Origin of the sequence: Volucribacter amazonae (genome assembly GCF_029783845.1) — a bacterium.
In the GTDB taxonomy this organism is placed as follows: Bacteria; Pseudomonadota; Gammaproteobacteria; order Enterobacterales; family Pasteurellaceae; genus Volucribacter; species Volucribacter amazonae.
The window spans coordinates 1,280,600-1,302,069 of sequence record NZ_LWID01000001.1; the positions used below are offsets into that span (position 1 = coordinate 1,280,600).

At 38.5% G+C, this 21,470-nt stretch carries 14 protein-coding genes; 6 read left to right on the top strand and 8 right to left on the bottom strand.

The genetic code is table 11. From position 1 onward, the window contains the following. Positions 1-46 precede the first annotated feature (46 nt). From crcB to A6A20_RS06260, 3 genes are read left to right on the top strand one after another with little or no spacing between them, the layout of a single operon-like run. A complete protein-coding gene (gene crcB, locus A6A20_RS06250; RefSeq protein WP_279572634.1) occupies positions 47-424 on the top strand; it encodes a fluoride efflux transporter CrcB in 378 nt (125 codons plus the stop codon). A gap of 12 nt (positions 425-436) precedes the next feature. Further along, positions 437-1,135, top strand: a complete 699-nt coding sequence (locus A6A20_RS06255) for a pseudouridine synthase (protein WP_279572635.1) — start codon at positions 437-439, stop codon at positions 1,133-1,135. 1 nt (position 1,136) lies between these two features. Further along, on the top strand, positions 1,137-1,592 hold the full coding sequence (locus A6A20_RS06260; protein ID WP_279572636.1) for an NUDIX domain-containing protein: 456 nt from the start codon (positions 1,137-1,139) through the stop codon (positions 1,590-1,592). Positions 1,593-2,031: 439 nt separating this feature from the next. Here A6A20_RS06260 and A6A20_RS06265 read toward each other — a convergent pair whose 3' ends face one another. Both A6A20_RS06265 and A6A20_RS06270 read right to left on the bottom strand, forming a co-directional pair. Continuing rightward, positions 2,032-2,301, bottom strand: coding sequence for a transposase (locus A6A20_RS06265; RefSeq protein ID WP_279573755.1), 270 nt, complete (start codon positions 2,299-2,301; stop codon positions 2,032-2,034). 645 nt (positions 2,302-2,946) lie between these two features. Then, complete coding sequence (locus tag A6A20_RS06270; RefSeq protein ID WP_279572637.1) at positions 2,947-3,552, bottom strand: YagU family protein; 606 nt, start codon at positions 3,550-3,552, stop codon at positions 2,947-2,949. Between the two features lie 449 nt (positions 3,553-4,001). Here A6A20_RS06270 and A6A20_RS06275 point away from each other — a divergent pair, with 449 nt between their 5' ends. Together A6A20_RS06275 and A6A20_RS06280 are read left to right on the top strand one after the other, a co-directional pair. After that, positions 4,002-6,521: a TonB-dependent receptor plug domain-containing protein gene (locus A6A20_RS06275; RefSeq protein ID WP_279572638.1), complete on the top strand. Its 2,520-nt coding sequence runs from the start codon at positions 4,002-4,004 to the stop codon at positions 6,519-6,521. A gap of 99 nt (positions 6,522-6,620) precedes the next feature. After that, positions 6,621-9,359, top strand: a complete 2,739-nt coding sequence (locus A6A20_RS06280) for a M16 family metallopeptidase (RefSeq protein WP_279572639.1) — start codon at positions 6,621-6,623, stop codon at positions 9,357-9,359. Between the two features lie 110 nt (positions 9,360-9,469). Here A6A20_RS06280 and A6A20_RS06285 read toward each other — a convergent pair whose 3' ends face one another. The 4 genes from A6A20_RS06285 to A6A20_RS06300 all read right to left on the bottom strand — a co-directional run bounded on the left by A6A20_RS06285 (position 9,470) and on the right by A6A20_RS06300 (position 14,043). Next, positions 9,470-10,180: a LutC/YkgG family protein gene (locus A6A20_RS06285; protein ID WP_279572640.1), complete on the bottom strand. Its 711-nt coding sequence runs from the start codon at positions 10,178-10,180 to the stop codon at positions 9,470-9,472. A gap of 23 nt (positions 10,181-10,203) precedes the next feature. Then, a complete protein-coding gene (locus tag A6A20_RS06290) occupies positions 10,204-11,622 on the bottom strand; it encodes a LutB/LldF family L-lactate oxidation iron-sulfur protein (RefSeq protein WP_279572641.1) in 1,419 nt (472 codons plus the stop codon). Positions 11,623-11,630: 8 nt separating this feature from the next. Next, positions 11,631-12,350 carry a (Fe-S)-binding protein gene (locus A6A20_RS06295; RefSeq protein ID WP_279572642.1) on the bottom strand — a complete coding sequence of 240 codons (720 nt, stop codon included), beginning with the start codon at positions 12,348-12,350 and terminating at the stop codon, positions 11,631-11,633. A 115-nt stretch (positions 12,351-12,465) separates the two neighbouring features. Beyond that, positions 12,466-14,043, bottom strand: a complete 1,578-nt coding sequence (locus A6A20_RS06300) for an L-lactate permease (protein ID WP_279572643.1) — start codon at positions 14,041-14,043, stop codon at positions 12,466-12,468. Positions 14,044-14,521: 478 nt separating this feature from the next. Here A6A20_RS06300 and narL point away from each other — a divergent pair, with 478 nt between their 5' ends. Further along, positions 14,522-15,160 (top strand): two-component system response regulator NarL, encoded by a 639-nt coding sequence (gene narL, locus A6A20_RS06305; RefSeq protein ID WP_279572644.1) that lies wholly within the window; start codon positions 14,522-14,524, stop codon positions 15,158-15,160. 844 nt (positions 15,161-16,004) lie between these two features. Here the strand turns inward: narL and ppx are convergent. Together ppx and tamB are read right to left on the bottom strand one after the other, a co-directional pair. Next, entirely contained in the window at positions 16,005-17,558 is a 1,554-nt protein-coding gene (gene ppx, locus A6A20_RS06310; RefSeq protein ID WP_279572645.1) for an exopolyphosphatase, read from the bottom strand. Positions 17,559-17,570: 12 nt separating this feature from the next. Then, positions 17,571-21,467, bottom strand: coding sequence for an autotransporter assembly complex protein TamB (gene tamB / locus A6A20_RS06315; RefSeq protein ID WP_279572646.1), 3,897 nt, complete (start codon positions 21,465-21,467; stop codon positions 17,571-17,573). Positions 21,468-21,470: the final 3 nt, after the last annotated feature.

The following is a 21,470-nucleotide window of genomic DNA, read 5'->3' on the forward strand; positions in this document are numbered from 1 at the left end:
CAACGCTGTATCATTTTAAAGTGGAATGACTATACAAAACGAGATTATGATGAATTTTGTTTACCTTTGTATTGGTGCAATACTTGGTGCGACAGGACGTTGGGGATTAACGCTACTCTTTAATCCTATTCTCCACAGCTTACAATTAGGCACGCTATTAGCCAATTATATCGGTTGTTTGTTAATCGGCATAATGCTAGCTGTCATGTTACAATTTCCCCAATTATCCACCGAATGGAAACTCTTTTTTATTACTGGTTTTCTCGGAAGTTTTACCACTTTTTCCTCTTTCTCTGCTGAAATTGTGCAGAATTTACTTGATGAAAAATATACCTCCGCATTTTTAGTGATGACCTCACATCTTCTAGGCGGGATTTTATGCACCTTTGCAGGCTTTTTTATTTGGCGTTGGTTCAACACATAACATAATAGACAAATGATAATCAAGAAAACACCCCATCAGCAACCAAGAAATAAGCCAATAAAACGGCGAAAGCTCACAACTTGGCAAGCAAAAAACAGAATCAAATCTACAACACAACTTAACCTAGAACAAACCGAAGTTGTACTATTTAATAAGCCCTTTGATGTGCTATGCCAATTTACCGATGAAATTGGGCGACTAACCCTAAAAGATTTTATTCCTATCCCTAATATCTATCCTGCAGGCAGATTAGATCGTGATAGCGAGGGATTATTAATCCTAACTAATAATGGCGAAATTCAACACCGACTTGCCGATCCACAGTTTAAAACGGAGAAAACTTATTGGGTACAAGTAGAAAATATTCCTTCGCCACAAGATTTACAACGGCTACAACAAGGGGTGGAATTAAAAGACGGTATGACCTTACCAGCCAAAGTGCGGTCAATTTCCCCACCAAATTTATGGCAACGAACGCCCCCTATCCGACAGAGAAAAACGATTCCAACGGCTTGGTTAGAATTAAAAATTAAACAAGGTAAAAATCGCCAAGTACGTCGTATGACCGCACATATTGGTTATCCAACCTTACGTTTAGTGCGTTATCAAATCGCCTGTTTTAATTTAGAGGGCTTAGCCAGTGGTGAATATCGCCGTTTATCAACCCAAGAGCTTATAGACTTATATCAATTTCTACAAATCAGGACATAATATGTTTAAACCTAATGTAACCTTAGCTTGTGTGGTACATAGCCAAGGCAAGTTTTTATTTGTTGAAGAATATGAACATGGCAAATTAACTCTGAACCAACCCGCAGGCCATTTAGAAGAACAGGAAAGTTTAATACAAGGAGCAAGCCGAGAGTTATTTGAAGAAACAGGTATTCAAGCACAGCCACAAAAGTTAATCAATATTTATCAATGGCACGCACCACGAACACAAACCCACTTTATTCGTTTTACCTTTGCCATTGAGTTAGCAGAACCAACCACTATTATCCCCCAAGATCCTGAAATTGTAGGCGGACAATGGCTTACTTTAGAGCAATTCAATCATTATTGCCAACAACCAAATCAAACCGCCCGCAGTCCGTTAGTAAAACAATCTATCCTTGATTATCTTACAGGACATTTTTATGATCTAAGCGTCTTAAAATTGATTGGATAGTGGCGTTATTTCAAAGTATATATAGCCACTACATTTCTTTATTTTGTTATGCAATATTTAACAATGGCAAATCAAAATGCCATTCTGAACAAACCGATTTGCAAAAGATTATTGTCATCTCAATTTAAAATAGCACAAGGTAGTACAGCGAGGAATACCAACGCCGTATTATTTTAAAGTAGGACGGCTATAACTTGCTTTGAATATGCCATAAACTCAATATTAACCTCATTCTTTCTCAAAAAAGTATTACCCATAAAACTTATCAACCATTATTTACTTGATAATACAGCCACTTAAATTTTTCATATTTCTCCAGATATTGATGATGTATAGCCTTATCAGGCAGATATAGTAAAACCCATTAAAAATCACCACATAATCACATAAAATAAAAGAATAGACGGTTGATGCAATTTAACCACCACTCTTTGCGTTTTTACTTTATCCAAGCCCAAATATGTTCAATTGGATTAAGGTCTGGACAGTAAGGAGGGAGCCAGTGAATGGTATGACCTGCTGTTTCTACCAGCGCTTTTGTGTCTGAACGTTTATGAAAAGCGACATTATCCATCACAATGACACTGTTATCGGAGAGCTGCCCATACCCAAGTAATAACAGCTTGACCCAACCATGAAAAACATCGCTATTGATACTGCAATCATACAGCCCCACAGCAAAAAGCTGTTGATTGAACACAGCACCAATGGCATTGCTCTGATTTTTAAGTTACCTGTTGTACTGGCTAATACAAGGCTTACCTCTTTGAGCATACCCATGCGCTCTGTTGTCATGCATTTTAAAACCGATTTCATCTAAACAAATGATTTTTCTACCCCCTTTTTTAAATGCTTTTAGCTCATTAAGAAAAGACTTTCGTTTTTCAATATCTGCTTGAGAATACGCTAACATCTTTTTTACGTGTTATCCCTAGCTTTTTAAGCCGTACAAATGGCGTTTTGACGACAACCTAAACGCTGTTCACAGCTATTGATAATCATCGGGATAAGCATCAACATCGGCTTTAAGAAGCGCGTTATCAATCTTATCAGGTTTAACAATACGTTTCTTTCGTTCAGGGGTTCTTCTGGATGGTGTGGATACTGAACTGAAACACTTCTGCCAATTCTCTAAAGCTTGCGCTACCTTTGAGTTTGACTAATATCATTTGTCGGTAGTCTTGTGAGTATACCATATGAATGATGTAGCGTATTTAATTGAATTTTACTATATAAGTTGTTTCACATTGAAATAAAACAAAAAACACACCACAGACAGTACAGATAATACAGCAAAGTGTGTCAACGCAAATATTATTAAAAAACAAAGCCGAGCAAAGCTCGGCTGATTGAATTAACGATAAGGTGAAGTTAAAGGCACTTCTGGATCAGGTTCTTTGGTAATGCGGTTACGCAAATCACGGCGAATAACCTCAATAGTCCAGAACCAGAAAATATGCCCAACTAATTCTGAAATATGTTCATAAGCTGGCCATTCCCAAACTGGTGGCACTAAGCCAAGTAAAGGGAAAGAAATATAATGCACGCAAATATTGGCGATGATCCCAGCCCCAATGCCTTGCCAAAATTTAATTTTAGGGAAACGTTCTGCTACAAGACAATAACCAATAGCAAAAACTAAGGAAAAGGTTATATGGGTAACGCCAATCCAGTCAAAACCATGATCAGCAAAAGTAAATACCGCAGCGGTAGGGTCAATACCAATATAGTCACGTAAAAATACGTGAGGCGGATTTAAAAAGGCACGGGAGCAAACTTCGATTGCTTGGCTTGGATCTTGGCAAGCGGCTGCAAAAAAATCAAAAGGGCTACGCGGTGGGAATGGGTGTTCCGCCCCCCATTTTACGAAAGCAGAAATTAATCCTGCCACAATACCAACAAAAATAGCGATTCCATAGCGACGACGGCTAGGATCGGTTTGTACAAATAATCCTGACATATGAACTCCGAGTAAGATAGATTAAGTCTTTTATTGATAGCTAATTAATAAGGTTATCTTTTATAGTCGCTCCACTTTAAAATGATACAGCGTTGGTACGCTTTGCCGTACTACTTGTACTGTCTTCGGCATACTGCCTTGTCTCATTTTAAATTGAAACGACTATATTTAGCTAGATTATTTATTTTTATGCAAAAATAAATTGGGCATATTTTATACCTTAATTGTGCTTGGTCAAGGTTTTTATGGTTAAAGCATAACTCCAAATGATTAATTTATTGCATAAATTGATTAAATCTTGACAACAAACCAAGAAAAAAATAACATTTTTCGCTTTATTGATTGAGAATTAATCTTATTTTAATTTTCAACTGAAACCTTTTAGCTTTATTTCAATTTGCTATTGTGTTTTGCAAATAGCGATATTTCCATAAATACGAGGAGTCTTTATGTTTAAAAAACAACTGTTGACATTATTGATTGCTAACGCCTTTAGTGTGCATCTTTATGCCGTTGAAAGTAATGCGGTAGAAAATGGAATTACCCCCCCCCATGACGAAAATTTAGCCAATTCCACGCTTGATACCATTATCGTTTCTGACACACCTTTTAGCCAACAAGTCGGCACACAAAAAATCACTGAACAGCAAATTGCTCGCAGTCCAACAGGAAATGGCAACATTACCGAACTATTGAAAGGCAATCCCAATGTTATTTTTTCCAATGATGCCGATCGCTCGGAATTAGGGGGTGAAATAGCCCCAAATGAAGTATCTATTCATGGCGAGAAATTCTATAACAATAACTATACCATTGATGGTATTTCCAATAATGACAATCTCAATCCTGCAGGGAATAATAGCGTTATTAACGGTACTGATGTGGACGGTTATAGCCCCACTGATTTACCCGGTGGCGGTACACAAAGTTTTTGGATTGATAGCAGTTTATTAAAAAATGTTGAAGTCTTTGATAGTAATATTTCTGCCAAATATGGGCAATTTTCTGGTGGTGTGATTAATGCAGAGTTGAAAGATCCTGATTTGACTAGAGCCAGTGGTAAAGTATTTTATCGGATTACCCGTGATGAATGGGCGAAATTTCATGTTGATGATCGAGAAAGTTTTGAGGCTGCCGAAACTTTAGGCGATCAGCCCCAATTTACTAAACAGCAATTTGGCATTGTATTAAATCAGCCAATTAATGACAAAGTAGGGCTATTATTTAGCTATTCTCGTACGCAATCTAAAATGCCTTATCATCATTCAGGCTTAGATATTTGGGAAAATCAACGTCGCTTAAATGAAACTTTTTTGTTAAGAGGGGTTTATTTGCCTGATAATGGCGATTTATGGCGAGCGACATTAATGTATTCTCCTCATCAATCAAAATACTTGAAACGCAATATTAAAGAGGGGGCTTTTACCAATACAGGCGGTGGTTTTCGCTTTAATTTAGAATGGCAAAAAGAGTTTGATTGGTTAAAAATGACCAGCCAAATTGCTTATAATCAATCGGGCAATAAAATTAAACACGAAAGTAATACTTATAGTTACTATCAAAGTACCGCAAGCATTGATTGGTGTTCCTCTTATTCTCGCTCGGGTAGTTGTACTTATGCTGCCGAAGGGGGTTATGGTAAATTTAAAACGGAAAAAGAAACTTACACCTTAAAACAAAATTTTGAGATCAAAACCTTTGATACCGCACAACTAGAGCATAAAATCAGCTTTGGCTGGGAAGTGGATTTTGCTCGAGCAAAATATCAGCGTATGCAAGATGTTTATAGCTATATTTATGCAAAATCCAGCAATACGGGAAATGATTGTAGTTTATGTATCCCAAATGAACAATATGCTCGGACGATGAGCTATTATCCTGCTCGTACAGTTAAAGCTAATGATAATGTCTATTCCCTCTATTTACAGGATAGTATCAGTTGGCATAATTTTAATGCGGTATTAGGCTTGCGTATGGATCGTTCACAATCCTTAGGGAATACCGATTTAGCCCCTCGTTTTTCTGCTTCTTATGATGTTTTTGGTAACCAAAAAACGCAATTATTTGGTGGGATAAACCGTTATTATGCAAGTAATATTTTGGCTTATAAATTACGCAATGGTATTACTTATCGTGAACAATATACCCGTTCTTCTGCCACTGGCGAATGGCGACAATCAACATTGACATTAAGAGATTATAATGTTGAAGGACTAAAAACCCCTTATAGTGATGAATATACGTTAGGTATTAGCCAAAATATTTGGGATACTTTATGGACGTTTAAATGGGTACAGCGTCGTGGCAGAGATCAATTTACTTCACTTTATGACAGCACCACACGCACTTATCAACAAACCAATGATGGACGCAGTAAAACCAATGGTTTTACCTTAACCGTTAAACCGCTTGAAAGCTATAATTTACATTATGCTCAATTAAATTGGGATATTGGGGCAAGAATCAGTAAAACTCGCACTAATTTCAACCAATATGATGCCACTGCGCTTGACGAGGGCTATGACAAAATGATCTTAAATGGCAAATTAATGGATATTACTGATGGTTTGCCTGCCACAGATTACAATTCCCCTTGGTCAACATTCCTTAATATTGATTTGCATTTCCCTGCCATTCGGTTAGATTGGGGGCATCGTTTAAGTTATAACTCAGGCTATCGCCACTTTTCCTCAACCAGAACCGCTTGCCCAAGCTATGGCACCATTTGTGGCGACTATGAGGGTAATGTGATTGTTTATGAGGAGAAAAAACAAGGCAGTTACTTTATGTGGGATTGGCGTTTTACTTATCAACAACCCACTTATCAAAACCAATATATTGAATTTACCCTTGATATTAATAATGTGCTAAACCGCAAAATTGTGGCTTCAGCCACCGATAATAGCGGTAATAATCGTACCTATAAAATGGGTAGAAATTTCTGGTTTGGGGTAAGTTATAACTGGTAATACAAGTATAGAATTAATGGACAGCTATTTTGGCTGTCCTTGCATTATTAATAAAAAATTTTTTAAAAATAGACCGCACTTTTGTTATTAGGAGTAAAAATGCGAGTAATGTTTCTGTTATTTACCCTATTGTTTGCTACCTTTAGCTATGCTGAAACAGAGCCTCAACTGATTGAAGGGCAATTAACAAATGGCTTAAACTACTTTATTTTGCCCCTAAAGCAGGATAAAGGAAGAATAGAAATTCGGCTTAAAGTAAAAGCGGGGGCAATCGATCAAACTGATCAGCAAAATGGTGTTGCCCATATGTTGGAACATATGGTATTTCGTGCCAGTGAAGGTTATCCACAAGGGGTAATGACCCATTTGCATCAACAGGGCTGGCAACGAGGTCGTCATTATAATGCGGTAACCAATGCGGAGAGTACCACCTATATGTTGCTTCCACCTGCCAAGCAAACTCTTGCTGATAGTTTGCAAATACTGAGCCAAATGGTTTTTTCCGCTCAATTAACTGAGCAGGATTTAGCTAAGGAACGTTTAATTGTCTTGGAAGAATGGCGTAGCAAACAAGGTGTGGCTGCCAGAATGAATTTGCAACGTACACAATCAGTCCGCGTCAATTCACGTTATGCTCGAGGTTCAGTGCTAGGCACAGCAGAAGATATTGAACAAATTAGCCTTGAAAGTTTAAAACAATTTTACCAGCAATGGTATGTGCCAAATAATATGACATTATTAATTGTTGGCGATGTGAATCCACAAGACACCATAGACCACATACGACAATATTTTGCTCAAGCGAGACCTAAAATCTTACCTGAACGAGATTATTATGAGCCCCAGCTCAGCAATCAAATTCGTATTCATCAACTGCAAGATCCACAAAGTGCGGTAAGCCAAATCGCTTATATTTGGCGGTTTGATGAAAGCCAAAGTCGTGGCGATGATAAACAAGCACGCAAAGCAAGGTTAATTGATCGCCTAACCCTTGCAATGCTTAATCAACGTTTACGCAACCAACAATCGCAATTAGCTCAAGGGGTTAATTCTTTGGTGGTGCGTAAATCAGAAATTGGCAAAAATACGGTGGCATTAGGCATTTTCGCAGGGGTAGAAAAACAATCTCATCAACAGGGTTTACAACAAATTTTACAAGAAGTTGAACGCTTAAAACGCTATCCTTTCACACAAGCTGAATTTGAACAACAAAAAACACTGAGCGGAGAACAAATTGCTTTTGCTCGTAACAATCAGCAAAGTGCAGATTTTAGCCAATGGGTACAACGTTTAAATAATACGTTACTGATGGATAAAAGCTATTTTTCACAAGCCAAAATAGCCGAAATGCTTGCGCCATTATTAGCGGAAATCCAGCTAGCAGATGTGCAACAACGGCTTAATCAATGGCTATCCTCGCCAGATCAGATTGTGCAATACCAACTGCCTAATGCCGTTCCAACCTTTTCCCTTAATCAATCGCAACTGGCACAACTAAAGGAACAAGTGGCACAACAAGAAATAACACCGCCTTATATTCCCCCTCAACTTGAGCCAATGGAATTTGCACCATTAAAAAAACAAGGCAATATTGTTAAACAGCAAGATTTTACCGAACAAAATGTCATTCATTGGCATCTCGCTAATGGCGATAAAGTGGTGTGGTTAAAAACAGATTTAGCTGATGATAAAAGTTATTTTAGAGCGATTAGTCAAGCAGGTTTTCAAGCTAAAGAACTCATTAATTGGCAAAGTCAAATTGCTAGCCAAATTATCGCCCAATCCGCTCCCCTTGATTGGCAACAAGAACAGCTAGCACAATGGAAAAAACACTTAAAGTTAAGTTTATCCTTAAATCAAACAGAAAAGGAACTGACTTTTAGCGGGCAAGCGGATAATGCCCATTTTGCCCAATTATTACGTTTATTCTATGCAATACAACAAGAAACCAAGATTAAAGCAGAGGATATTGACGATATTAAACAAAGCATTGAACAACAACTTGAACGGCAACTTCGCCAACCTCATCAACAGAAACTAAGAGAAACCACTGAACTGCTTAAATATGGTAAAAATATAAGCATTTATCATCTTCCTCAACATACTGAGGAATTGGCACAACTTGATGAACAGCAACTCAACCAACAATGGCAAATGATGCAACAAACGCCAACCACTTATTATATTGCTAATCATCTCAGCAAAGATGAAATGCAACAACTTGTTAGCACCTATTTAGCCACTATTCCTCGTGGTAAACCTTTAACCTTTGCCCCATTATTGATGACCAAAGGGCAACAAACTGCTCAATTATCCTTAGGTAATCAAGCTAAACAGGATATTACTATGTGGTGGGCGACCCCTTATCCTTGGCAGGGGAAAGAGGCAATGTTGGTATCGCTAATACAGCAAATTGCAAGCGACAAATTAAAATTAACCTTGCGAGATCAACAACTTGGCATATACAGTTTAAGTTTCACAAGTAAACTTAATCCGCAAACACAACAAATTGAAAGTGAATTAAAATTCACAGCAAGCCCTGAAAATAGCGAGAAGTTAATCAAACAAGCAGAACAAGTATTACAACAACTAGCGAATACAATAACTGAACAGGATATTGAGCAAGTCAAAACTCTTTTTCAACAACAAGAAAGCAATAGGCTAAAACAAATAAATACTTGGCTAACAAGACTTATTTTGAGTGAACAACAATACGCAGATCCTCGCTATTTAACCGAAATGCAACAATTAACGGATTTTATCTCGTTAGAAAATGTAAAACACATACTTTCCCAATTTAATTGGAATGAGATGAAAGTATTAATTGTGCAACCTTAAACAAAATGCATGTGTTATAAAAGTGCGGTCAGTTTTTGAAATTTTTATAAGGAAAAATTTTTGTAAAACTGACCGCACTTTGTTTATATTGCCTATTCAGCCATTAGGCATTAAGCGGTGTATTTATCATCAATAATCAAATAAGCACATTTAATTGGGCCGTGTACCCCTACGACTTTGACCAGTTCAATATCGGCGGTTGAGCTTGGGCCTGAAATAAGGTTGATGCAAGAGGGCATACGTTCGCCTTGTTGGGCTTTTTGATGGAGGATTTCGCTGAGTTGGGCGACCCTAGGGAGAATTGTGCTACGTTTTAATACCACAATGGAAATTTTAGGCAGTAAGCTCACTGAACGTCCATAATGTGGTTTTGAAAAAAGGACGATTCCCCCTGACTCCGTTAAGCCATATTCAGCGAAGACAATACCAATATCCGCATTGGTGGCAAATTCGCGGTTCTGTTGGCTTGTTTGTGTTGACCAAATATGGTGTTGATATTGCTGGCTGATTGCTTCAGTTAAGCCGTAATCCACTAGCCGTTGATCATCATTTAAGATAATGCGGTTGGCTTGGTATTTTTCACAAAGCTGGAGCAAATCTTGAGCGGCGTTTTGTGGCGTGGTGGCGACACATTCCACTAAGGTTTGCTCAGCGGTGGTAACGAATTTTTGATATAGTTCTTGTTCGCTTAGTTCAGTAAGGCGTGTGCTAGGGTAATGGTTGACCTGTGGATAATGCCCTACTACTTCTGTTCTGCTTGCTCGCCCCATTTTTTCGGCTAAACGCGCAAGGAATGCTTGGCGATTTTGTTGATCTAACATAATGTTATCCTTTGTCCTTTCTTTTATCCTTGTTGTGCTTGATGTTTTTTAAACCAGCTACGGAAACTTTCGCCATCGGAGGTCGGCAGATCTCGGGCTTCTGTCCATTGTCCGATTGCCCCAAATTTGATAGGCGCTTTGCCATTTTTAAGCATAAGGCTACTGATTCTTGCCCCTGCTTTCATACCCACTTTCCATAGGCTTGGGTGGCTATTGGCATAGGTAAAGGCTTTAATGGTAAATTGTTCCAGTTTATGAGTTAAGCCTAGCTCTGCAATGTTTTGTCGGTGTTTGAGTAACAGTTGGGCTAGGGGAATTTTCACTGGGCATACGGAGTTACAAGCGGTACAAAGTGAACAAGCATAAGGGAGATCCTTGAAGTTTTCATAGCCGCCAAGAATAGGGGAAATTACTGAACCGATTGGGCCGGGATAGATTGAGCCGTAGCCGTGTCCGCCGATTTGGCGATAGGCTGGGCAAGTATTTAAGCAAGCCCCACAGCGGATACAGCGTAAGACTTCTTGAAATTCTGAACCTAGGGCTTTGGAGCGTCCGTTATCCACAATCACCAAGTGAAATTCTTCTGGACCGTCGGTTTCGCCCTCAAGGCGTGGGCCAGTGAGCCAAGTATTATAGCTGGTAAGTTTTGCGCCTACTGCACTACGAGCCAGTAAGGTAATTAATACGTCCACTTCTTTAAAAGTTGGGGCTAAACGTTCCATACCCATTACTGCAATGTGGGTTTTCGGTAAACTGGTGGCAAGACGTAGGTTACCCTCATTGGTTACTAAGCAAACGCTACCTGTCTCAGCAACCGCAAAGTTACAACCACTGATACCAATATCTGCTTCTATAAATTCTTTGCGTAATTGCTGGCGAATAAAGAGGGTCATTTGTTCAGGGGTAGCGTCCCCTTGGTAGCCTAATTTTTGTTGTAAAATTTGTTGAATTTGATGACGATCACGATGAATGGCTGGCACCACAATATGCGAGGGTTTATCGCCTGCAATTTGTAAAATATATTCACCAAGATCGCTTTCAATCACTTGTATATTTTCTGCTTCAAGGGCGTGATTTAAGCCAATTTCTTCGGTTACCATAGATTTGGATTTAACGATTTTTTTGGCATTTTTGGCTAACGCCACTTGTTTGATGTAGTTAGTTGCCTCTTCAGCGGTTTCTGCAAAATAAACGTGCCCACCATTTTCGGTAACTTTTTCTGATAATTGGTATAAATAGGCATCTAAATTTTCTAATACGTGGTTACGAATTTCTTTGGCAAGATCACGCCATTCTTCCCAATGCCCAAGTTCATCAACCATAACTTGGCGATTGTTGCCAATGCGTTCTTGTGCCATTACTACGGCTTTACGCATAATTTGGTCGTTAATTTCTTCTTTTATGCGTGGTTTAAAGGCAGTATTACTGGTTTTTAATGACATAACTCCTCCTATTGGCTCATTAACACTTCGGCGATGTGCATCACTTTGACTGAACGCCCTTCACGATGTAAACGTCCGCCAATATTGAGTAAGCAACTCACATCCGCACCAATGAGATAATCTGGCTCAACTTCCATAATGTGTTGGCATTTTTCTTTTACCATTTCTCCCGAAATTTCTGCCATTTTGACCGAGAATGTGCCACCAAAACCGCAACAGGTTTGTTGATTAGCAATGGGTAATAATTCTAGTCCTTGCACTTTATTAAGTAAGGCGATGGGTTCACTGGTAATGCCTAATTTACGGAATAGACTGCAAGAGGGATGATACACCGCTTTACCTTCTAATTTTGCCCCCACGTCAGTAATATTTAACTGGTTCACAATAAAATCGGTAAGATCGTGAAAACGGTTTGCCACCGCTTCTGCTCGTTTTGCCCATTCAGGTTCATCTTGCAAATAATGGGCATAACTTTTTATGGCATACACACAAGATCCCGCTGGGGCAACGATTGGATAATCATTGACTTCAAAAGTTTGAATAAGGTTCTTAATACCTGCTATCGCAGAATGTACATAGCCACTATTTAGGGCAGGTTGTCCACAACAGTTTTGTTGTTCAAGGAAGGTTATTTGACAGCCTAGCTTTTCAAGTAATAGCACAGACTGTTTCGCCACATTGGCTTTTAACGCATCGCCAATGCAGGTAACATAGAAATTGACATTCATAAATCACTCCATAAATAAAGTCCGCTCTTTTCTATAACTTATTAGAAAAGAGCGACTTGTCCCACAAAATTAAACATAGTCGTCCCACTTGAAACGACTATAAAGATAAAGAAAATTAAAAAATCACTACGGCAACTAAGGCAGCGATAATGCCATAAATAAACATTGGAATCACGGTTTTCTTGATAATATAACCTTCTTGGTTTTGTACGTTTAATACGCTACATACTGCAATAATGTTATTCAAGCACACCATATTACCCATCGCACCGCCGACAGATTGTAATGCTAAAATTAAAGTGGTAGAAAGTCCAGCAGTTTGTGCGATGGAGTATTGGATACCGCCAAAGGTTAGGTTAGATACCGTATTTGAGCCTGAGAAGAATGCACCGATGGCACCAAGATAAGAGGAGAAATACGTCCAATTTGAACCTGTGGCATCAGCAAAGCCCTGTCCAATAATTTGTACCATGGATTTTTCGCCACCGAGCAACATCAGTTTTACCATAATTAATGCACCAAAAAGGGCGAAGAATGGTTTTTTCGCTTGAGCAAAACTGCTACTAAAAATCACTTTAGTGGTTTTACCATTGACTTTAAATACCGCTAAGCAAATCAGTACGGTAACAATAAATGGAATCAGCGAGGGAACATATAAGGTACGATAGCTGTCATTTACCCCTTGATCTAAAATATTATTTAAGCTCAAAATTAAAGCACGACTGACTTCAAATTGCCCTAACCAACCCAAGGAAACACTAAACCATTCGGTGGTGTCGTTTAATAAGCCTTTTAGCCCTAATTGGTGGATACGGGTTACCACTAAAATGGAAACCAATAATAAAGTCGGTAATAAGGCTTTAAATAAGGCTGAACCTGATACTTTTTGTGGCTGTTCTTGCTGTTCCGTTTTAGCAATTCCCCAGCCTTTGTTGGCAACTAATACGGAGATAAATAAACCTATCGCTCCACCAAGTAAGGACGGAAATTCATAATTGAATGTTGCTAATAACAGATAAGGGATTGCACAGGCAAAGACACTGATATAGATAAAACCGAGGTTACGTTTAATTTCTTGCCAAGACACAATAAAACGTAAACCAATCACAGGGATAATAAATGCCGCACAGAAGTGAATAATAGCGGTTTGATAACCCACTTCTAATAGGGTTTGTTCACTTAAGCCTAATGGGGCAAAGCCGAACCAAGTTGGTGTGCCTACTGCACCGAAAGACACTGGCACAGAGTTCATCACTAAGGTAAAGATAGCCACTTTAATCGGATTAAAACCTAATCCCATTAAAATTGGGGCAGCAATAGCGGCAGGTGTACCAAAACCCGATGCCCCTTCCACCATAAAGGCAAAAGCCCAACCAATGATCATAAGTTGTGCCACTGGATTAGGATTAATATTGGCGAGCCATTGGCGTAAAATGTTGGTAGAGCCAGATTCTTCCATCATACGGTTAAATAAGATTGCACCGAAAATAATGGTAATAGGGGTAAGGGTTGAAATTAAACCTGAAATGATATTGGCATTTAATAAAATCGCAGGTTGATCAAAATAAGTAATCTGTAAAATATACACTAATAGTGCAATTAGCGGTAATGCTATATAAGAGGGCATTCCATTACGTTTTACCATAAGATAAATCAGTAAAATAATGGGGAAAATACTTAAAAATAATGCCATATATACTCCGTTAAAAAGTGGTTATTCATATTATATAGTCGTTCCACTTTAAAATGATACGGTGTTGGTACGCCTCGCCGTACTACTTGTACTGTCTTCGGCGTACCGCCTTGTCTCATTTTAAATTGAAACAACTATAGTCGCTCCAATTTAAAATAATTGGGTGTTGGTACACCTTGCCTTATTTCAAATTGAAACGCTTATATTGTAAACATAATGTTACTGTTTGTTATTATAAGGTATTTGTTGAAAGGATTTTGTGAAACGTTTCACAAAAAAGAAAAAATCTTTTTAACAATGTGCGAGTTAATTTTCATTGTTTCACTTTTAAGTTATTCATTATCCTACCAGTGCAGATCATGACTTCTCGCTAATGGTAATTAAGCGAATTTGCTATATAATAGACAAGTTTATTTTATTCTACATAACTTGATAATAATGGCGTTTTTATAGTCCTTTCATTTTTGGGGTTGCGTATATGCTTGAACAAAAGAATATTCTAATTATTGATGATCACCCACTTATGCGGCGGGGGATTAAACAATTATTAAGCTTAGAGAACCGTTTTCAGGTGGTTGGCGAAGCGGGCAATGGCAATGAAGGTATTGCTTTAGCACTGAAAACTGCACCTGATGTGATAATTCTTGATTTGAATATGAAAGGATTATCAGGCTTAGATACATTAAGGGCATTGCGTGACGAGAATGTTGATGCACGTATTGTGATTTTGACGGTGTCTGATGCGAAAGCGGATATTTTTGCTTTAATTGAGGCAGGGGCTGACGGCTATTTATTAAAAGATACCGAACCAGATCTATTGCTAGAGCAACTAAGAAAAATTGCTCAGGGCGAAGTAGTATTAAGCGATGCGGTCAAACAGCTATTATTAGAGCATCACCCAGCCAAAGAACCTATTCATTCGCTTACGGATAGAGAAATGGACGTATTACAATTAATTGCAACAGGACTATCTAATAAACAAATCGCAGGGCAATTATTTATTTCGGAAGAAACGGTGAAAGTCCATATCCGCAATTTGTTGCGTAAACTCAATGTTCATTCTCGGGTAGCGGCAACAGTATTATATTTAGACTATAAAAAGCAAAGTGTGTCTTGATATTGAGTTAATGGATTAAAAGTATAGTCGTTTCAATTTAAAATAAGACAAGGTGTACCAATTCGGTATTGTTTTGACGAGGGACGGCTATATTGTTAAAGTGCGGTTGATTTTTGAATTATTTTTTCACTTTCATTTCTCCGTCTTGGCTAACGGGTTTCGCAGTTGGCGACTTACTTTCTTTGCTTGCACAAAGAAAGTAAGCAAAGAAATGCACCCCTAGAAAAATTCTGATCCTGTGTTTCAACTTGAACCATCACGCCACATTTCTGAACTCGCCTTGCTTTGCAAGGCTCAGACAGCAGAAATGTACCTATGGTTCTAAGTTTTACACAGGGAATTTTTAAGGGGGAATGATCGGAAAATTAAGATTTTGGGGAAAATAATTAAAAAATTGACCGCACTTTTGAATTTATTATCAATAGATTACCGCAAAAATAACAATAACGCTCCCTTACCTCCTTAAAAAGCCCCAGCCTAAACTTAGAACGATAGAATAATTTTGGCTGTTTGAGCGTAGCGAGTTCCAAAATTATTCGTATATCGTTCTTAGTGAAAGGGTGGAAAAAGGCTTTTTCTAGGGGCGTGTTTCTTTTGCTTACTTTTCTTTGCACGAGCAAAGAAAAGTGAGTCGCCCAACGGGCGAAACCCGTTCGTCAATACGGAGAACTAACAGTAAAAAAATCCCAAAACTTACCGCACCTTAAATCAACGTTTAAAATATAGTCCACTATTAAAAACAGGGCGTTGGTACGTCTTGCCATACTATTTTCAAGATAGAACAACGATAAGAACTGGCGTTATTCAATATGCAGTAACGCCGTTGGTGGATTTAAGCAAAGGGTTAATTTTGTTGCCAAGATAAACGCAATGCACTTTTATGGCTTAGCCATTTTTGTTCCATTTCAAGCTCATTTAAAATTAAAGGATTACGATCTAGGTAATCTTGTGGCAGGGTTAATTGCCACTCAAGTAAAGTGCGGTTGATTTTTAGAGAAATTTTATCGGTATATTCAGTTGCTTGACGAGATTTATTAAAAATAACCGCAAGGCGTAACAAGCGAATAAGGGCAAGGACATCAAGGTCGTGATAACGAGCAAATTTAGCAATTTTACGCCGATTTAATGGACCTGTGTGATAGCGTACTAAGGTGGCAAGTAAGGCTTGTTGTTCTTTATCAAAGCCGGGAAGCTCGCAATGTTGCAGGATATAACTGGAATGTTTGGTAAGCCCTCGATGATTAATCACAAGCCCCACTTCATGTAACTGTGCAGCCCATAACAAGATACTTTTCATTTCTTGGCTAAGGGGAGTGATTTTCCAATGGCAATAATGTTGGCTAAGTAGTTTAGCAGTTTGATAAACCCGATAGGCTTGGTGTTCATCAATGTTAAATTGTTCCATTAAGCCTGCGGCAGTACGCTGGCGGATATTGGTAACTTGAAAGGTTTTTTCTAAGCTATAAATTACGCCCTCACGTAATGCGCCGTCTGAGTAACGCATTTGTTGAATATTAAAAGTGTGGAATACTGCTTTTAAAATGGCAAGACCGGGTACAAAAACATCAGCACGTTCTTCAATTAAGCCCGCTAATTGTAGCTTGTCCATATGATCCACTTGTAACACTTGGTTGACCAGTTGTTCAAGGTATTTTGGGGTAATAATGCCTGTTTTATCAATGTTAGCACTAATGACTTGGCTTACGGTTTTAATTGTGCCAGAAGAGCCTAAAACAGCTTGCCAGCCTAATTGTTGGTAATCAAAACTTAAATCTTCAATTTTACTCAAGGCGGATTGATAAGCTCGCTCAAAATTATGCGGCGAAATGATGCCCTGTGGAAAAAATTGTTTGGCGAAGCTAACACAGCCCATATGGCGACTTTCTGCCACTAATGGGGTAAAACCATCGCCGATGATCATTTCTGTAGAGCCACCACCAATATCTACTACAAATTTACGCCCTGTTTCAGGTTGAGTATGTGATGCACCAGCATAGATAATTTTTGCTTCTGTTTGCCCACTGATAATATGAATGGGGTAGGGAAATACTTTGCTTGCTTGGTCAAGAAATTGTTGTTTATTAATGGCTTGACGTAAGGTGTAAGTACCGACTACATTAACATCTTCCGCCGAGAACCCTTGTAATCGTTCGGCAAATAATGCAAGACATTGTACGCCACGATTAATTGCTGCTTGGCTTAATACATTATTTTCATCAAGCCCCTCCGCAAGTTGTACCTTTTGTTTGAGTCTTGAGAGAATTTGGACTGAGCCGTTGATAATACGAGCGATAATAAGATGAAAGCTGTTTGAGCCAAGATCAATGGCTGCAATTTCTCGCCCTTCATTGTGATGCTGGTTCAATAATGCTTGTGCTTGAGGAAATAAATCATTCATATTCAATACTCGTTAAAATTCAAATTGATACAATATATCAAAGGCCTGATTGACACCAGAAACAGATTGTAAATATAAGCGTGGCATTAAGCGGTATTTTACCGTAAATTCGGCTAAGCCGTTAAATAGCCCTACGCCATATTTTACTTGTAATCTTGGCGTAATATAACCGCTTACCACAACTTGTGAACTATCGCCAATACCTTGTGTACCTAAATTTAGCTCTTGAATACCAAAGGCTTCGCCTATTCCGCCAATTAGCTTACTACTTTTGGCTAAACCTAAGCCTAATAACGCCGCACCCACGGAGTTACCCGAACCTGCATCACCACTATCTTCTAAGGAACGCCCAGTTAATAAATAAGATAAGGCTTGTGCTTGCGACATACTTGGTTCAGAAAAAATGGTTACCTCTGGAGAATCGGCTAAGCCTACCACTTTTACCCCTGCGGTAACATTTGTATCTTCCATAACGTCTGGATTGCGAATAGCTTCAATATTTAACAAGGGTTGAGAAGGTAATCCTGAGAAACTAATTTGTCCTTTACGGATAAGCAAATCTTGCCCAAAAGAACTATAACGTCCATTTTGTAAATTAATTTGCCCATACAAGCCTAAATTTCCTTTTTCTTGTCTAACAGATAAAACACCTTGTAAGCCCGTTTTTAATCCATAAGCATCTAAATGGACATTATCCCCAATATGAATTTTTAAATCGGATTGTATTAACATTCCCGTAGGTTGTTCTACTTGTCGTGGGATACGAATTTGTGCTGTTGGTGTTTGATCTAAAATCACTTCATCACTGCTCACTGATACCGCACTTTCAGGGAGTTGTTCAATACTCATTCTTGCCCAAGGTATATTAATCTCACCTGAGAGATTTAATAATTTTGGTGTGGCAGAAACCTGAATATCAGGGCTAATACGCAAACGAGCCATATTAGGAATATCTATTTCAAACTCGTTGGCTTTAGCACTGACTTCCGCCGTCCAACGTTCTAAATCACGCCAACTTGCCGAACCCGTTAGGGTTAAACGGTCATTATTTTGATTTTCGATCATACCCTGTAAGGTTGAGCTATTGCCATTGAACTGGATTGCTAATTGTCCATTGTTAATTGGAACAGGAAGCGCAATCATTGAGAGTTTTAATTGTTCAAGTTGAATATTGCCGTTGAGTAAAGGGGACTGTAAATCGCCAGAGAAATGTAAGTTAGCATTTACTTCTCCTTTAATGCTATCTCCTCGTGTTAATAGCTGATCGAATAAAGCTAAATTGAGATGGTTTAATGCCAAAGAACCGCCTAATTGGCGTTGTTTTGCAATATCATTAATTTGAAGATTGGTATTTAATCGCCCATTATTGGCTAATTGCACTTCAGATTTTACTGCGAGATTATTTTCTTTGAGGCTCGTTGCTAAACTTAATTGACTTATGGCTAACTCAAAAGAACGATAGTCAATTTTTTGGTTTACTGCGAGATTTTTGCCCTCTACTTGTAAGGTTAAATCAAGGGGTTTGTCAGCAAACCAGCTCACTTGTCCTTGGCTGGTTAATTGTCCTTTAAGTAAATTGGCTTGTTCAGTCAGTTGATTGACTATGGCAAGATTTAGGCGAGGTATAGTGAAATGCACCTCGCCATTTTCGCCAAGGCTCAAAGGCTGGGTAAAACAAAGTTCAAGATTTGGATTATCCCAACAATGGGCAGAAACACTAGCCAAAAGATCGGTGTGATTATAGCTAATGGTAATGGCTTTGTTATTGCTCACTTGCCCAATAGGGGAATGAATATTGAGATTGGTGAGATCACCTTGCCAAATTTGCTCAGCACGAGAAAAATGGCCGTTAAGATCTAAATTAGCTGCTACAGGTTGTCCCTGTGAGCGTAACTGTAATTGATGCTGTTGCTCGTTACCGCTTAAGCGTAATTGGGCGGAATTGAGCTTAAATTGATCAAATTGGAATTGGCGTAAATTCAGATCAACATTGCCTTGAATTTGTTGTTGGCTGGTAATGTGGCTTGTGAGCTTAATGTCCGCAATGGAAAGTTGTTGAAAACGAATATTTTTGCCCGTTAAATCAATATCCACATTGGGTTCATTAATGTCGCCCTTAATATTTATATAGCCCATTAAATTTGCTGATAAGTTAGGCAATAATCCCGTTAAATTAGGGGCATTAATATCCAGTTTTAAATCAGATTGTTGATTTAAATGTCCTTGGAGATGCAAATTATTTTTACCATAATTCAGCACAAATTGCGGAATATTGATTAACTCGGTTTTATTGGCAGTGAAATTGCCTTGAAGATCCAAGGGTTGCCCATTGATACGCCCTTGTAAAGCGAGTTTATTTACCGCAATTTGCCAATCTTCGGCATTGGCGTAGCCTGTAGTACTTAGTTGACCTGATAATAATGCTCGCCAGTCTAGGTTTAATTCGGCACTGTTGATCTGTTTGAGCGTTAAATCACTTTGCCAAGCTAAACCATTATGCCAATCAACTTCTCCATTTATTTCTGCGCTACCACCCAAGGTATTTAGCTGAAATTGCTGAATTTGAGCTTGGGTTAAGCCCCCTTGTAAGTGCATTGCAAGCTGTGATTTAGGGACGCCCATACCCTGAGCTTGTCCATTAAAATCTAGTTGATAATCTAATAGATTACCCTGTGCCATGAAATGAATATCTTTTGTGTTTAATGGATCATTGCCACTAGCAGGATAACGCCAATGAGGAAGATCAACTTGTAGCTGAAAAGGGGTTTTGGCTTGATTAAGTTCGGCTTGTGCCGTTAATTCTGCATTTAAGCCCCCTTGACTGGTTAATGATAATTGTGTTTGTTTAAGTAGATTGCCCGTTAAATGTAAAGCAAGTTTCGTTTCTGATAATAAAACCTGTTGTTCATGTTTTATCGCATTAAGGGTACTGCTAAGATGAAAATCCAGTGGAAAATCCTGTTGTAATTGAATTTGCCCTGAGCCATTAATATCGCCCAAGGAACTATTAATTACTAGGGTGGTTAATTGAATTTTGTCATTAACAGCCTCTGCTTGTAATTGCAGGTTTGATACAGTGATATGCTGCAAAATTTGTTCGCCATCTGTTTGCTGATAAGACCAATTTGTACCTTCAATATTGGTAATATGCAGGTCAAAAGGCAGTTGAACCTGATTTAAATTTGTTAATAAGGGTTGTTGTAAACGCTGTTCTAGTTGTTGCCAATCTATTGGTGTTGTTGTGTGAGCATGTGCTTCCGTCAGATCTAATTCAGTAGTTGGTGCAACTTGTTGATGAATTTGTAATTGTGTGATTTCTGTTGGCGCAAGGGTCAAGCCAGATTCATTGTTTAAACTGACCGCACTTTTAAACTGTGCTAGCTGAATTTGTTGTTGATCAATATTGAGAGAAAGTCGCTCAATGGCAAGGTTATCCGCTTGTAAACTGATTGGTAAGCGAATCCGTTGCATTGTGCTATCCTCATTATTTTCGGTTTCATTAGAGGATAAAAAAGCGGTATCAATATTAACTTGTGGTTGGTTTAAGCTGAGATCTTGTAGACAAATTTTGCGTTGCCATAAACAATGTAGATCAAGTTGTAAACGTGCTTGTGCCAGACTAAATTCAATACCTTCTGTATGATAATGTACATTTTTTAGCACCAACCCTTCTTGTAAACCACCGCTTACATCACCGATAGTTAAACTATCGAGTAATTTATCGCTGAATTTGATTAAAGCCACTTGCCCACGACTGGTTGTGAGTAATAATAGTAGGACAAAAATAAAGCCAATAATGACCGCACTTATACCGCACAGGATACGGCGACACCAAGTTTTTTTATCCTTATTTTTTGGTGCAACAGGTGCGGTTTTGTTTGTTTGTTCTGTTGTTTTTTGTTCTGTCATATT